Source organism: Terrisphaera buseokensis (genome assembly GCF_047521145.2).
In the GTDB taxonomy this organism is placed as follows: Bacteria; Verrucomicrobiota; Verrucomicrobiia; order Opitutales; family Opitutaceae; genus ER46.
On the sequence record NZ_CM134186.1, the window covers coordinates 5,433,992 to 5,447,641 of the forward strand.

Genomic DNA, 13,650 nt, shown 5'->3' on the forward strand with positions numbered 1-13,650 from the left:
CCGCGGAGAACGCGACTCGACCCGCCCAACGCGAACAGCGGGCTGGCACTCGTGAAGGAGGCGTATATGGGAATCGCATGCCCCCAATACCCCGTCTCTCCCTCGCGTTTGGTTTGCTCGCCGGCCTGCTCGCGCTGTCCGCCTCCGCCTCGTCGGGTGCGCCCGCCACGCCACCGAAGAACGTGCTCTTCCTCATCGCCGACGATCTCAACAATCTCCTCGGTTGCTATGGGGATCCGCGGGCGAAAACGCCGCACCTCGATCGGCTCGCGGCGCGCGGGGTGCGGTTTGATCGCGCGTATTGCGCCTTCCCGCTGTGCGGTCCGAGCCGCAATTCGATGCTGACGGGCCTTTATCCCAACAGCACCGGCATCCAGGCCAACTCGCAGATCTTCCGGCAGACGATTCCCGCCCAGTTGTCGTTGCCGCAGGCCTTTCGCCAGCAGGGCTGGTTCGCCGCCCGCCTGGGCAAACTGTACCACTACAACGTGCCCAATTCCATCGGCACGGATGGTCATGACGATCCCGCGTCGTGGGAACTCGAGCTCAATCCGGCCGGCGTCGATCGCACCGAGGAACACTCGAAAATCTTCAGCCTCATTCCCGGTTCGTTCGGCGGCACGCTCAGCTGGCTCGCCTCCGCCAAGGGCGATGCCGAGCACACGGACGGCATCCTGGCCGAGCAGGCCGAGTGGGTGCTGGAGCGCTGCGCGAAGCGACGCGATCGTCCGTTCTTTCTCGCGGTGGGATTCTTTCGTCCGCACACGCCCTACGTCGCCCCGCAGTCACCGTATTTCGGATACTATCCGGAGGAGGCCATGCCGGTCGTTTCCGGGGTGAAGGAAGACCAGGCCGACCTGCCGGCGGCCGCGCTCGGCAGCTACAAGAAGGAGCAGGACACCCTTACAGATTCCCTCCGTCGCAAGGCGCTGCAGGCGTACTATGCGAGTATCAGTTTCATGGATGCCCAGGTGGGCCGGGTGGTCGCGGCGCTCGATCGGCTCGGACTCGCCGACAGCACCGTGATCGTTTTCACCAGTGACCATGGCTATCACGTGGGCGAACACGGCCTCTGGCAAAAGCAGAGCCTGTTCGAGGAGTCGGCGCGGGTGCCGCTGCTGATGGTGGCCCCCGGCGTCACGACGCAGGGGACCGTGGCCGCCACGCCCGTCGCACACGTGGACTTGTTTCCCACCCTGGCTGAACTCGCGGGCGTGAAAGCGCCGGTGAATCTGCAGGGCCAGAGCCTGGTGCCGATTTTGCGCAATCCAAACACCACGGGCCGCGGGTGGGCGCTGACGCAGGTGGTCCGCGGCGGCGGGTTCAATCGCATGGGGGCGAGCCCGGCTGCGGGCGACAACGGCAAACGCTTTTTCGGCTACAGCCTGCGCACTCCGCGCTGGCGCTACACTGAATGGGACGAGGGCGCGTCCGGCCGCGAGCTGTATGACCACGATGCCGATCCCAGGGAGCTCACCAATCTCGCCACGCTCCCCGCTCATGCCGCCACCGTCGCCGAGTTGGGTGAGCGCCTGCGCGCCGCGGTGAAGACGACGTTTCCCGCGGATGGCAAGACTCCGACCGTCGCGCCCGGCACGTGGGCGCCGCTGCTGGTCGCGCCATAACGACGGCGGCGTGCCGCGCGATGAGCCGAAACACGCAAGGAGCTCCCGCGAATCACGCCAACTGACGCTAATTTCCGGGCGAGTCCCTGGCGTTGGTCAAATCTTCGGCACGCGCATCGTACTGATCATCGCACTTCCGCTCACGGCATAGATCAACGTGAGCGGATGCAGCACCAGGCCGCCCAGATTCCAGTGGCCCAGCCAGAGGTTCCGGCCAAGAAGTCCCTGCGTGTGCAGCACGGCGAGAACGCCGACGATGAGCACGCTGGTGGGAATCGGCGTGCCCTCGAAATATTTCACCTTGCCGCTCTCGTCGGAAAGGGCGTCGGCCGTCGCATTGAAACGGGCGAGCCGGCTGATGCCGCAGGCGACGAAATACAGGAGCACCGCGACATCGAGCGCGCCGCGCAAACCCACGGCGAAGCCAATGGCGGCCGGAGCGAGACCGAAGGAGATGATGTCGGCGAGCGAATCGAGGTCCGCGCCCAGCATTGACGAGCGCCGCCGCCAGCGCGACACGCGCCCGTCCGCGAAATCGAGAATCAACGCGGCGGGCAGCAGACTCATCGCCAGGACGAGCCAGCGCGGCTCCGCCGTCACCAGGTAGTTCATTGACGCGAGCACGGCGCCGGTCCCGCAGAAGCCGTTCCCCAACGTCAAGAAATCCGCCAGCACAAAGGTCCGCAGCATCGAAAAGCGACGCGGCGGAGAGGAACGTGAATCAGGCGAAATCATGCAGGCACAGACCGGTGGGATACGCGCCGGTTCGCCGCGGTACAAGCCCGGCGGAAAACGGGCGCGATGGGAAAGACCTCGGAGTCGCCGGCGGAGCTGCGTTCCTGCTCTGCCCGGTGGTGCGCCGGACCGGGAAACTGCAAATCACCAGCCCTCGAACCGGGCGAGATAAGGCGCGCGATCGGCGGCGCTGTTCAGTTCGCGCCACCGGTCGATCGCATAGGGCTCGCCACTCCGGCCGGTGGCCAGGGCTTCGTCGTAGTGGAAGGCGGCGTTGCCGGTGAAACGGATGGTGCGCGAGATGATCGAGCCCATGACGTCGCCGTTGCCGTTCACCATCACATCGCCGTTGGGCGCGTAAATCACGGCCCGCAGGCTGCCGTTGCCCGCCACTTGGATGCTCTGGCCCGCCGGCGTCGAGTTGGTGCCCCAGATCTGACACGAAAGCGGCTGGACGTTGGCATTCGCGAGACCGTTGCCGGCAATCCTCACGCCGCCCTCGGTGTAGAGCGCGAGACTCGACCCGGCGGGGATGATGATGGAGGCATTGCCGGTCACGCTCACCGCATCGGCTCCCGAGCTGGCGGTCAGGGTGAGGGTCACATCACCGAGAATCGTGAGCGTTTGATTTCCATTCAGGGTCAACTGCTGGGCGCGCCATTTGGTCGGAGTGCCCGCGACACCGAGGACCGCCGGAATCGACGCGAGAAACGTGCCGTCCACCGGCGCCGGCACCACCGTGAGATTCACGTTGAAATCGGTGGCGATGCGGGCCGGGTCGATGCGGACGCCCACCGGCGTAGTCGAGCCCCGGATACTGCCGGTGGAGCCGACGCCGGGTTGTGCGCCGCCCGTGGCGACGTAGCCCCAGATGTGCGCCTCGTTCACCAGCAGCGCCGTGTTCGACAGCGACATCGTGCCAATCGTGCCGCGATCGGTGCGGAGCGACGAATCGTAGTCGACGGCCGGCGTGAGCGGATTCCCGTCCGGATCGGAGTTCCACGCGTCCACGGTCGTATTGGCGCCGGAAAACACGATCGCGTCCCGGGCCACCATCGCATTGGCGAACATCGAGCGACGGCGCAGCGTGACCTCGATCATCTTGGTCACCGGAGCATCGTTGCCGGTCACCGCAGAGGATTGGGCGATCACCTTCGGTCGCATGGTCGGCCCCGGTTCGCGACTCTCGACGTACACCTTGACCCAGCCGGTCGTGCCAGGACCCAAATCGAAACCGGAAAATCGCTGCGTAGCCGCCGCCCCCTGCTGCGTCCACGCATTCCACGCATCCGTCGCTCCGGCGCTCGCGCGATTGTAGGACCAGACCGCCTCCTCGGTGCCAGCCTCGGCCAGATTCAGCGCGGCGTAACTATTGAAGGTGCGCTTGGCCAGCCGGCCCGAGGCCAGGTTCAGATTGAGGTAGCTGGCGAGGCCCAGAGCAATCAGCGCCACAAACAGCAACGCGACAATCAACACTGCGCCGCGCTGGCGCGTCGCGCCCCGCCACCGCTGCCCCGCGGGTACGCGCCCCTCGATCCGGAAAGCTGAAGGTGCGAGGGGCATCAGTTGCTCACCCGCTTGTTGCGGAGGAGATATCGCGCTGAGACGGCGGACTGGCTGGCCGTGACAGTCGTGGCCCCGGTGCGTTCAGCCCGCAGATTGACCTGGATCTGTTTCGTCTCAAGATCAGTGGCGGCGGTGTTGTCAGGGACGCCCGGCTGCTCGAGTTTGAAGCGTTGAAACGAAAAATCACTCGCGACCTGACGAACCAGATTTGTCCGCGGCGCAGTGGAGCCGACCGGACCAGCCACGCGGTAGAAGGATCGAAAGCCCGCGCTGGCCGGATCGGCATCGTAAGCATATGTCACCAGCGTCGTCGTATTTCCCGTCGCGGCGACGGCCAGGGTGATGGTGCGAGGATCGGTCCACTGGATGTTCGTGGCCTTGCGTGCATCCGCACCGAAGACATCCAGCGCGCGACGCATCTGCGCCTCCATTTCACTGTAATTGCTGGAAGCGTAGCCCGTGCGTCCGATCAGCAGGAAGGCGCCGAGCACCCCGGCGAGAACCATGGAGGCAAGTCCGGCGGAAACCATCACCTCGGTCAGGGTGAATCCGGCCCGCCGCCGCTGGCCCGCGCCGGCCGCGAGCTTAGTGTGCGGTGTAGAAATAGTCATACAATCCGCTTTTGCCGTAGCGCGTGACGAGCCGCGCAGTGTGTTCCCGTCCGTCGTATCCACGCCACGTGGACAGCAGTCCAATCTCCTTCATGTCGGGCTTCAAATCCCGGATGATCCGCACGCAGGCGAATCCGCCCCCCGGCGAACCCGGCATCGCCGGCACCGAGACCTGCGTGTTGCCTGAATCCTGCAGCTCCTGAATCTGCGCCCAGCTCTTCAGTCGCAGGCGTTCAAACTCAGACTGCATGACCTGGGAGGCGGCGGTGAGATTGCGCGCGCTGTCCAGCGCCTGGAATCCGCGCTGTAAAACGGAAATGGCGGTGGTGATGCCGAACACCAGGACGACCGCCGCCAGCATCACCTCCACCAACGTGAAGCCCCGCTTCGAACGCGCGAGGGCCGCGGCGCTCGGGCGCAGAAACCGGGAGTAGCGGACTGCTGGGCTTGGAGTCGTCAAACGTTTGCTATAATGCAGAAAATAACCTCCCGGAGAAGAGCGCTCGCGGGGGTAGTTTCTGCACCGCCGGCGGGTAGCTAGTCCCCTTTGGGATTCGATTGTTGTACGTAGAGAGCGGCCGCTTGCGCCCGGCGCTTTACCTTTAATTTGTCGAAGACATTCATGAGGTAATTCTTTACGGTGTTCTCACTCAGTCCCAATTGCTCGCCCACCTGTTTGTTGGTGAGGCCGTCGGCCACCTGCGCAAGCACCCGGCGTTCCTGGTGAGACAGCGTGCTCAAGTCGGATCCCAGCTCGCCGTTGCCCTTGGTCCGCAGCAGTCGCAGCACCCGGCTGGTGGCATCGGGATCGAGAATCGATCGCCCGGCGGCGATATCGTGCAACGCATGCACCAAGCCGGTGGGGTCGATTTCCTTCATCAGGTAACCCAGCGCACCGGCCGACACGGCCTCGTAGATGAAGCTGTCGTTGGAATAGGATGTCAGCATCACCACCCGGGTATTGGGCAGCTGATCGACAATCTTCCGGCAGGCGTCGATGCCCGACCCGTCGGGGAGACGAATATCAAGCAACACAATATCGGGCTTCAGTCGCACGCACTCCGACACCGCCTGAGTGGCCGTACCGGCTTCGCCGACCACTTCCATGCGGGGTGAGGTTTCGGCAAGCAGCACGGACTTGATTCCGCGCCGGACGAGTTCGCTGTCATCAACGAGTACAATTCTAAGGGGTGCCACGCGAGTCTCGGTCATGATGTGAGGGGGAAGATCAATTTCACGCGCGTGCCCTGGCCAACCTGAGACTCCACGGACATCTCGGCCCCCAGCTCACGCGCACGTTGGGAGAAGTTGACCAATCCTCTGCCGTGACTGCTCGCTGAAGTCGCGTCAAATCCGCGACCATCGTCGCTTACCTCGAACTCGACATGACGGCTCTCGTGACGAAGCACGACCTCAATCCGGCCGGCTTCGCCGTGACGGAGGGCATTGCTCACGGCCTCACGCGTGATTTGCAGGGCGTGGACGCGCTGGGAAAGGGTCAGGCCGCCGGCAAGGGTGTCGTCAATCGCCACCGACGAATGAAAGGCGCGAATACTCTGCATGGTTTCAAGCAGTCCGGCGACCGCTTGGGAGAAGCTCTGCGCCTTGAGCGCCTCCGGCTCAAGTCCAACAATCGAGTTGCGCACGTCATGGATGGTTTCATTGAGCACCGCGCGCGTCTGCTCCAGTCGCGCGAGCACCTCCACTTGATCAGGCAGCAACTGCCGCCGGATTCCGGCCAGCCCCATCCCGGCGGCGTAGAGGGACTGGATGACGCCGTCGTGCAGGTCGCGCCCCACCCGCGCCCGCTCCTCAAAATTCTGGCGCAGTTCGGCCTCGCTCCGAGCGAGCGCCACTTCTGCGCGCTTCCGCTCCTCGATTTCAGCTTTCAACGCCTGCTCCTGGGCCAGCGAGGAAATCACCAGTCCGGCCATGCCGCCCAGCTCGTTGTTCTCCCGGCTCAGCGGGACGAGCGCATCGGTTTCGTGAGTCGCGAGACCCTCGCGAATCTTCCCCAGCGGCCGAAGGACCCACGCCTGCAACGCCAAGGTCATCGCAAGTACGACCAGCAATCCGTAGGCGACGAAGAGCGTGCCAGGGTGCAGGGTCAGTCGTTCCGCCACCGCCGAATTCGGCAGGTCACTTTCGACCCGCAGTTCCCGGATGGCGCGCCCACGCCAGTCTTCGAGACGGCGGGTGACCATCAACTTTTTCGGCAGGGCCGGCACGCCCTTGGATTCGCTGACAGCTTTGATTGTGACGATCGAATCTGTGAGCGAGGACAGCAGCCGGACTTGGGCTTCGTCCCAACGTCTGGCCACGAAAATGAAATCGCGGTTTCCACCGGCCTTGAAGCGCCGGACGCAGACCTCGAACAGGCTTCCGTCGGCCTCGACAAAAAACCGCGGGCTCGGCGCACGAGCAAACAGGGCATCAAGATCCGAAGGATTGAACGGGAGAGTGGAAGGCTCGGCGCCCGTGCTGGTGAACGCGCGCACCGGCGCAACCGGGTCGGGCGAAACAATCCATAAAGCGGAGGCGTTGGCCTTGGCCAACCCAGCGCCAATCTGGGCACGGGCCGGCAACTCGTCCCTACCCGCCAAAAGCGTCGCGAGCGAATCCGATTCGGCCAAATCATCGGCCACGCGAGGCAACGAGCGCCCGACTTCGTCGACCCAATGATCGAGCAACGTTTCGCGAACGTTTCGATCCGACGCCGTGAGATGAACCTTCGCCGCCCGATCCAGATCAAGCAGCAGCAGCAGCAAGAGCAGAAACGCTCCCAGCAACAGGCCCAGCAGGAGCGTGAACCGGAACTTGATGGTCATCCTTGTCATGTATCGGCGCGGAGGGCCGGTTTCCGCAGTGACATCTAAAACGCAGAAGTAGGTACATCGACTACCAACGAACGGTGGTAACACAAAAGGGCGTCAACTATCCTTACAGTTCACAACCCGAGCGATATGAGACACAACTTATTTATTACAAGCGATCTACAAGCTAGTCCTAGGGTGAAGCAACTACAGTCTACATCCCCTGCCGAGAAAACAGGCTCTTTACGGCCTATCCGTTAGGCCCGGACCTCTCCGGACACGCTCTCGCTTTACACGCAGCACTCCGAACCGAGGGAGAAGCCTGGCGGATAAACCACCTTTGATCCTTTTATCACCCTACCCACCATCTGCTTAAGATATCATCAGCCATCGCTGGCATGCCCATTGCATTATCTGTCCCACGTTAATCAATTCAGCCTTCCTCATATGAAATCGAAAATCCACGCCAGTCTCCTCGGTCTCGTCGCCCTGGGCGCCGCGCTCGTCAGCCCCTTGGCCAACGCCCTCACCATCAATGTCGATGGACCCAACCTTAACACCGACTTCCCGCTAGCCGCGTACGGAACAAATCCAGCGGCTCTCCAGAATCGCTGGGAAACCGATGTTGGTGGTCCGGGTAATTACTCGTCAGCTGACATTAAACTCGTAACTGGATTTGGCGGCACATTGACGGAATACTTCAAAGTCGGCAATGACGGCAGCCAATCAGGCCCGCTCGCCAGCTCATACTCCGGGTCTTCAATTTTCAATAATCAGGAAGACTTCACGATCTCTTACGGCAGCGGAGCCTTCGTAACCGGTTCTCCCATATTCCTCTACGTCAAGGATGGAAACAACAGCCCGATCCATTACATTTTCGAGATCGTTTGGAACGGTAAGGAAACCATCAATGGACTCAATTTTTGGGCCGCCGATCTAAATGGCGGTACTGACAATGGTGCGATTTCTCACGTCTCAATCTTCGGAACTTCTACAGGCACTAGCACCAACACCCCGGGCGTTCCCGATGGTGGCATGACGGTCGCTCTGTTGGGCATGGGCCTCGCCGCCCTCGGCCTGGTTCGCCGGTTCACCCGCTGAGCGCTGCCTGACAGCTCTCTCAAAGCATAGCCTTTCAGCCGCCGATTAATTTCGGCGGCTTTTTTGTGCCCATGTGCGGGGATCCGTCGTGAATCTGACCATTTACGCCGTCACGCGGCCCCCACCAATCCCTGGAAGGCATACTGCCCCCCGACTGGTAGAACCGGAGCAAGCGCACTTCATCGCGTTCATACACCACCACGAGGGGGCACGGTCCAGATTTTCCCGGCCGGTGCAGACTCTCACCCGGTGACTCGCCGGTCATTCCGCATCGTCCACCGCGCCGGCGCGCCAGAGTGAGGCTCCGCTCGGCTATTCGGTCACCCAAGCCGGCCCGAGCCGGTGAGATTTCGACGCCAGCCGTCGCAGTGAGTGGAACGGACGGCTCGGGGCTGTCACGGGCATAGCAGGACGCCTTCCGTGCGCAGAATTACGCCGCCCGTCACGAACGACACGGCCGGACGTAAGGCGGAAATTTGCGATTAGAAACTGAGCGCCCCCGCGAACGAACCGCGGGCGGTTGCGGTCGTCAGTTCCTGCCAGATGGAAACCCGAAATGGATTGGAGCCGCCGAAATTCCCCAGCGACTCATCGTAGTGGAACGCGGCATTTCCAACCAAAGTAATGTCATTCGCCACGAACGACCCGCCGACGTCACCGTTACCGTTGATCTTGAGCGAACCCTGCGGCGCATAGACCACAGCACTCAACACACCGTTGCCGGCGATCTGAATATCCTGCACTCCCGAGGTCTTCGTGCCCCAAATCTGGAGTGCCGCCGGTTGGTTCGCGGTCGCCGCGGTCGTACCGCCATTCATGATCCCATTGCCGGCAATCTTGATGTCGCCCGGCGCGTAAATCTCGAGCGTGCAGCCGGTGTCGACCCGGAGTTCGCCACTGCCGCCGCCGATGTCGATGCTCGTCGTTGTATCCGTGAGCTTAAGGACTACTTTCTCGTTCGTGCCTTGGACCCGTATGACCTTGTTGTTAACGTTAATCGAGGTCGCACTATAGTAATATTTGCCGTCTGCCGCCGTCGTATCACCGCCCCGCGGCAGCGTCAGCGTATTGGTCACCGCACCCAATGCATAGCCGGCCGTTGCCGGGGCAGTCACCGGATCAAAATTTGCGCTGAAATCCGTCGACACGTGCGTCGGATCGGTGGCGCCTGAAGCCGTGCCGAACGGACCGATCAAGCCATTGGGACCCACCGTCGGCTGGGATCCGCCCGTGGCGGCATAGCCCCAGATATCTGCGTTCTGCACCAGGATGGCGTCGACGGAAACTGACACACTGCCGACCGTGCCATTGTCGCGGCGCACACCCGCACTATAGGGAATCGCGGCGGTGCCGGCGTTGTTGTCCGGATCAGAGTTCCAGCTGTCGACCGAGGCATTGTTGCCGTTGAAGCGGACAAATTGTTTGGCCACGAGCCCGTTCGCGAATTTGGACGTCTTGCGCAGCTGGATGCGGACCCACTTCTCGATCGTTCGATTGGGATCATTGCCCAACGTGATCGTCGACCTGGCCACGGCGCTGGGCGCGGTGCCGAGGTAGCCATAAACCGTCACCCGGACGATTCCGGTGGCGCCTTGATCAAACGTGTAGGTTCCGGCGGTCGGAAACTGCTTCCACGCGTTGCCGCTGCCCGTGGTCCAGCCGGTCCAATTGTAACTGGGATCGGCAATCTTCTTGTTGATGGAATACATCGCCTCCTCGAGGCCGTTCTCGGCGAGGTTCATCGCGGCATTGTTATAGAGCGCACGATTGGAAATCGACAGACTCGTGCGACCAAGCTGCAGGTAACTGGCAAGCGAGATGCCAATGACGGCGGCAATGATCATGGCGACAATCATCAGCGAGCCGCGACGACTATGAAGGTTGCGGGGGCGGGAGAGGTTCATGGCGAGCATGGCGTTGATCAGGCAGTGACGATCTTGTTGCGCAGAATGAACCGGGCCGAGAGCACGGTATTCGTGGCCGCGACCACGGTCTGATTGGTGCGGGAAGCCTGCAGCGATATCTGCAGCTGTTTCGTATTCGTCCCCGCCGCGGCGAGCTCGGCGGCGGTGGTGACCGGCAGCAGGACGCCGGAAAGGTTGTAACCGCGGAACAAAAACGTTCCGGAGGTAATCCCGGAGATCAGCACCCGGTTGCTGGTGGCGTCGACCCGTGAAAACGTGCGGTTTGCATTCGAGTAAGTATAGACCACGTTCGCGGAATTCACCGTCAGCGTAATCTGGGTGTCGCTGGTCCATGTGATCGCACTGGCCTGCCGTGCATCTTCAGCAAAAATCTCCAGCGCCTTGCGCGCCTGCGACTCCATGTCGCTGTAGTTCTGGATATTCGCACCGCTGCGGCCGAGAAATAGAAACGTCGACATCGTGCCCGCCAGAATCAGCGCGGACAACGTCGCCCCGATCATGATCTCGACCAGCGAAAACCCCGCGGTCGCGCTGCGCGTGCTGCGCTTACGGATGTGCGACGGTGTAGTAGTAATCATAGAGTCCATTGCGTGCGTAGATGCTGCTGAAACTGCGCGTGTGCGGGCGGCCATCATAGGTGTTCCATTGCACCGAGATATTCAGGTTCATGACCTCCGTCGGCCGAACCGAGTCCGCGACACAGGTGCGCGTCACGGAGAACTTTCCCACGACATGCTCGTTCGAGCTGAAAAAGGTGCCGCCATCAAACGTCTGTGAAGCCGGCAGCGCATTCACCCCGGACCAGCTCATAAGACGAATTCGCTCCATCTCGCTTTGCAGAATCTGGGAAGCGAGTGTCGAGCCGCGGGCCAAATCCAAATGCCGGAAACCCACCTGCATCGCGATGATCGACGTCGCAATGCCCATCGCCAGGACAAACGACGCCATGGCCACCTCCAGAATGGTGAATCCGCGCTGACTGCGCAGACGCTGGCGAGAGGCGTCCGTCCGGCGTGGGTGCCCCGCAGCGTTCAAGGAGACAGCGGAGAAGGTCCTAAAAGCGAAGCCGTGCATGGGAGTGAGCACAGCCTACGGAACATTGCGCTCCGCGTTGAGTGTCGGGTGGGCCTGTAAATCCGGCCTAGCAGGACTAGGCCCGTTCAGGACTATTGACGCAGTGATGCCCGAAATGATCGCACCTCCTTGGGAGACGGTCTCTTACGATTCACTCCGAGTCAGAAAACCGAGGCTTTAGCCGGTCCCGAACCGACTCCGACCAGACCGCCTGTCGGTTCTTGACGCCGTTTTCACGCCGACAGCACCCGAAAGCGTGGAGCCGCTGGACAAAAAGCGAGGCTGCCGGACTTTCCGCTGCCCGAGGAGCGCGACGCGCGCCTCACTTGGGACCGAACAAGGCATCTTCCATCTCTCGGGCCGCGAACATCTGCGCCGCGTCGTGCTCAATCCCGGGCGTTTCCACCTTGCGCCAATTGAACGGCCAGCCACGCGCCTTCGCCATTTTCTCCGCCAACTCGAAGAACGCGCGGTTGCGGCCCAGTCGGTGAGGCCCCTGTTTCATCGCAGCCTCGCTGGCGTCGAATCGACGGCGCGGAGTGATGTCCGCCGTCCCCAGATACAAGGTCAACGGCGCGGCAAAATACCGCTGCAACATCGCGTCGTCGCTCAATTCCGGCGGTAGTCCTCCGAGGCCATAGCCAAACTCGTGCTCGCGATTCGGGAAGAGCAGCGACCCGGCATTGCCGGCAACGATACGACGGGCGTCACCGGGCATGTAAGCCGCCAGGCGCACGAGGAACTGGGCACCGGCCGAATGGCCCACCAGATAGTATGGCAGCGCCGGGCGCCCCTCTCGCGCCCGCACTGCGTCGACGATCCTATCGACCACCGTAAACATCCACTCGCCCCTCGGCCTGGCCTTGCCGGCCGCATCCAACAGGCCGCCACGCTGGTACCATTCTTCCGGAAAGCGCTCAGGATCCAGCAGCGGAGCCACGATCAGCACTCCGAACCGATCGGCCATCGTCACGGCGAAATCGCGATAGTTTTCCGCATTACGCACCACCCCGTGAAAGACCAGGACCAAGGGCCCGTCCGTGTAACCCGCCGGCTTGTACGTGTACAGGGTCAACGGCTCGCCTTTGAGGAGAAAATCCATCTGACCGCGACCGGCGGGAATCGGCTCAGCCGCGACCGCTGTCATCGCCAGGAGAAACACCAGTGCTCGCGAGGTAATGAGCATTCCGCACACGCTGGCGGCTTCGACCGCCGGCGCAAGCGCGCCGAGGCCCCGTGCGGGCGCGAAGCTTGCGCCTGCCCAACGCGGACGACTTGTGCCCTGGCCGGGACTGTTCCCACCGGCCCGGCCGGACGCCGGTTCACATTAACCCGTTCGACGGCTCCTGCCCGGCCGGAATTGTGCCGATAGGACTCCCCTCACCATGCTGTCGGGGAAACTGGCCGAATCGATCGATCTGGAAAAGCTGCCGAGCGGACCGCGCGTCCTCTCGCGGCTGATTTCGCTCGTCCGCAAGCCGGAGGTGCAGCTTTCGGAAGTCGCGGACCTGTTTCGTTCCGATCCCGCCCTGACGGCGCGAGTTGTCGCCGCCTGCAACAGCCCTCTGTACGTGCGGGGCGAACGCACCACCGATGTGCGGGACGCAGTCCTGCGCCTGGGGATTTTCGAAGTCTCGCGCATTGTGCAGATCGTGGCCCTGACGGACCTGCGCAAATATCCCACGCACCTTTACACCCAGACCGCAGGACATTTCTGGGAACGGTCGCTGCACACGGCCTTCGTGATCGACGAAATCAGCGAGCGCGATCCTGCGGCCTACACCGCGGGCATCATGCACCTCGTCGGGATTTGGGTGCTCTGCAGTATCTTTCCCGCCGGCCATCTGACCATCAAGGAAAGGGAGCTGGCCCTGCAGGCCGAACTCGAACAACTCCGGCTGGGCGTATCGTTCGCCGATGCTGGTGCCGCCGCGCTGGCCAAGTGGGGCTTCGATGCTCCCATCTGCAACGCCGTGCTGCGGCAACTGGCCCCTTCGGCCGGCGACACCCCCGAAGACTGCGAACTGGCCCGGCTCCTCAGTCGCGCCGTGGCCATTGCCGATTGGAATTACGGGATGCAGAACGAAAAAACCCTGATCCGTTCCGACCTCACAATCACGGATCTCAAAGCCTGCAACCATCGCGCCGCGATCAAGGTCGCAAACGTTGGCTTCGGGTTCTAATCCGCAGTCCGAAATTT

General features: G+C 62.5%; 13 protein-coding genes. 3 read left to right on the forward strand and 10 right to left on the reverse strand.

The genetic code is table 11. The features are described 5' to 3' along the window. Positions 1-77: 77 nt before the first annotated feature. Positions 78-1,625: a sulfatase gene (locus ACLJEU_RS20390; protein WP_414663201.1), complete on the forward strand. Its 1,548-nt coding sequence runs from the start codon at positions 78-80 to the stop codon at positions 1,623-1,625. A gap of 96 nt (positions 1,626-1,721) precedes the next feature. Here the strand turns inward: ACLJEU_RS20390 and ACLJEU_RS20395 are convergent, their stop codons facing one another. The 6 genes from ACLJEU_RS20395 to ACLJEU_RS20420 form a co-directional block, all read right to left on the reverse strand. Further along, a complete protein-coding gene (locus tag ACLJEU_RS20395) occupies positions 1,722-2,360 on the reverse strand; it encodes a CDP-alcohol phosphatidyltransferase family protein (protein WP_414663202.1) in 639 nt (212 codons plus the stop codon). Between the two features lie 144 nt (positions 2,361-2,504). Next, on the reverse strand, positions 2,505-3,923 hold the full coding sequence (locus ACLJEU_RS20400) for a pilus assembly PilX family protein (RefSeq protein WP_414663203.1): 1,419 nt from the start codon (positions 3,921-3,923) through the stop codon (positions 2,505-2,507). Beyond that, positions 3,923-4,537 carry a PulJ/GspJ family protein gene (locus ACLJEU_RS20405; protein WP_414663204.1) on the reverse strand — a complete coding sequence of 205 codons (615 nt, stop codon included), beginning with the start codon at positions 4,535-4,537 and terminating at the stop codon, positions 3,923-3,925. Before ACLJEU_RS20405 ends, ACLJEU_RS20400 begins: the two co-directional genes overlap by 1 nt. Then, complete coding sequence (locus tag ACLJEU_RS20410; protein ID WP_414663205.1) at positions 4,512-4,997, reverse strand: type IV pilus modification PilV family protein; 486 nt, start codon at positions 4,995-4,997, stop codon at positions 4,512-4,514. The genes ACLJEU_RS20405 and ACLJEU_RS20410 overlap by 26 nt, the downstream gene beginning before the upstream one ends. A 77-nt stretch (positions 4,998-5,074) precedes the next feature. Then, positions 5,075-5,749, reverse strand: coding sequence for a response regulator (locus tag ACLJEU_RS20415; RefSeq protein WP_414663206.1), 675 nt, complete (start codon positions 5,747-5,749; stop codon positions 5,075-5,077). Further along, positions 5,746-7,365, reverse strand: a complete 1,620-nt coding sequence (locus ACLJEU_RS20420; protein ID WP_414663207.1) for a sensor histidine kinase — start codon at positions 7,363-7,365, stop codon at positions 5,746-5,748. The genes ACLJEU_RS20415 and ACLJEU_RS20420 overlap by 4 nt, the downstream gene beginning before the upstream one ends. 432 nt (positions 7,366-7,797) lie before the next feature. Between ACLJEU_RS20420 and ACLJEU_RS20425 the strand changes: the two genes are divergently transcribed. Beyond that, positions 7,798-8,451, forward strand: a complete 654-nt coding sequence (locus ACLJEU_RS20425) for a hypothetical protein (RefSeq protein ID WP_414663208.1) — start codon at positions 7,798-7,800, stop codon at positions 8,449-8,451. A gap of 482 nt (positions 8,452-8,933) precedes the next feature. Here ACLJEU_RS20425 and ACLJEU_RS20430 read toward each other — a convergent pair whose 3' ends face one another. The 4 genes from ACLJEU_RS20430 to ACLJEU_RS20445 form a co-directional block, all read right to left on the reverse strand. Next, on the reverse strand, positions 8,934-10,355 hold the full coding sequence (locus ACLJEU_RS20430) for a DUF7305 domain-containing protein (protein WP_414663209.1): 1,422 nt from the start codon (positions 10,353-10,355) through the stop codon (positions 8,934-8,936). A 17-nt stretch (positions 10,356-10,372) separates the two neighbouring features. Then, entirely contained in the window at positions 10,373-10,954 is a 582-nt protein-coding gene (locus ACLJEU_RS20435; RefSeq protein WP_414663210.1) for a PilW family protein, read from the reverse strand. Beyond that, positions 10,923-11,450, reverse strand: coding sequence for a type IV pilus modification PilV family protein (locus ACLJEU_RS20440; protein WP_414663211.1), 528 nt, complete (start codon positions 11,448-11,450; stop codon positions 10,923-10,925). Before ACLJEU_RS20440 ends, ACLJEU_RS20435 begins: the two co-directional genes overlap by 32 nt. A 322-nt stretch (positions 11,451-11,772) precedes the next feature. Then, a complete protein-coding gene (locus ACLJEU_RS20445) occupies positions 11,773-12,636 on the reverse strand; it encodes a hypothetical protein (protein WP_414663212.1) in 864 nt (287 codons plus the stop codon). 199 nt (positions 12,637-12,835) lie between these two features. Here ACLJEU_RS20445 and ACLJEU_RS20450 point away from each other — a divergent pair, with 199 nt between their 5' ends. After that, entirely contained in the window at positions 12,836-13,633 is a 798-nt protein-coding gene (locus ACLJEU_RS20450; RefSeq protein ID WP_414663213.1) for an HDOD domain-containing protein, read from the forward strand. Positions 13,634-13,650: the final 17 nt, after the last annotated feature.

Coding starts and splice junctions, on each gene's coding strand:
- ACLJEU_RS20390 (WP_414663201.1), top strand. CDS start 78: ATGCCCCCAATACCCCGTCTCTCCCTCGCGTTTGGTTTGCTCGCCGGC.
- ACLJEU_RS20395 (WP_414663202.1), bottom strand. CDS start 2,360: ATGATTTCGCCTGATTCACGTTCCTCTCCGCCGCGTCGCTTTTCGATG.
- ACLJEU_RS20400 (WP_414663203.1), bottom strand. CDS start 3,923: ATGCCCCTCGCACCTTCAGCTTTCCGGATCGAGGGGCGCGTACCCGCG.
- ACLJEU_RS20405 (WP_414663204.1), bottom strand. CDS start 4,537: ATGACTATTTCTACACCGCACACTAAGCTCGCGGCCGGCGCGGGCCAG.
- ACLJEU_RS20415 (WP_414663206.1), bottom strand. CDS start 5,749: ATGACCGAGACTCGCGTGGCACCCCTTAGAATTGTACTCGTTGATGAC.
- ACLJEU_RS20420 (WP_414663207.1), bottom strand. CDS start 7,365: ATGACCATCAAGTTCCGGTTCACGCTCCTGCTGGGCCTGTTGCTGGGA.
- ACLJEU_RS20425 (WP_414663208.1), top strand. CDS start 7,798: ATGAAATCGAAAATCCACGCCAGTCTCCTCGGTCTCGTCGCCCTGGGC.
- ACLJEU_RS20430 (WP_414663209.1), bottom strand. CDS start 10,355: ATGAACCTCTCCCGCCCCCGCAACCTTCATAGTCGTCGCGGCTCGCTG.
- ACLJEU_RS20435 (WP_414663210.1), bottom strand. CDS start 10,954: ATGATTACTACTACACCGTCGCACATCCGTAAGCGCAGCACGCGCAGC.
- ACLJEU_RS20440 (WP_414663211.1), bottom strand. CDS start 11,450: ATGCACGGCTTCGCTTTTAGGACCTTCTCCGCTGTCTCCTTGAACGCT.
- ACLJEU_RS20445 (WP_414663212.1), bottom strand. CDS start 12,636: ATGCTCATTACCTCGCGAGCACTGGTGTTTCTCCTGGCGATGACAGCG.
- ACLJEU_RS20450 (WP_414663213.1), top strand. CDS start 12,836: ATGCTGTCGGGGAAACTGGCCGAATCGATCGATCTGGAAAAGCTGCCG.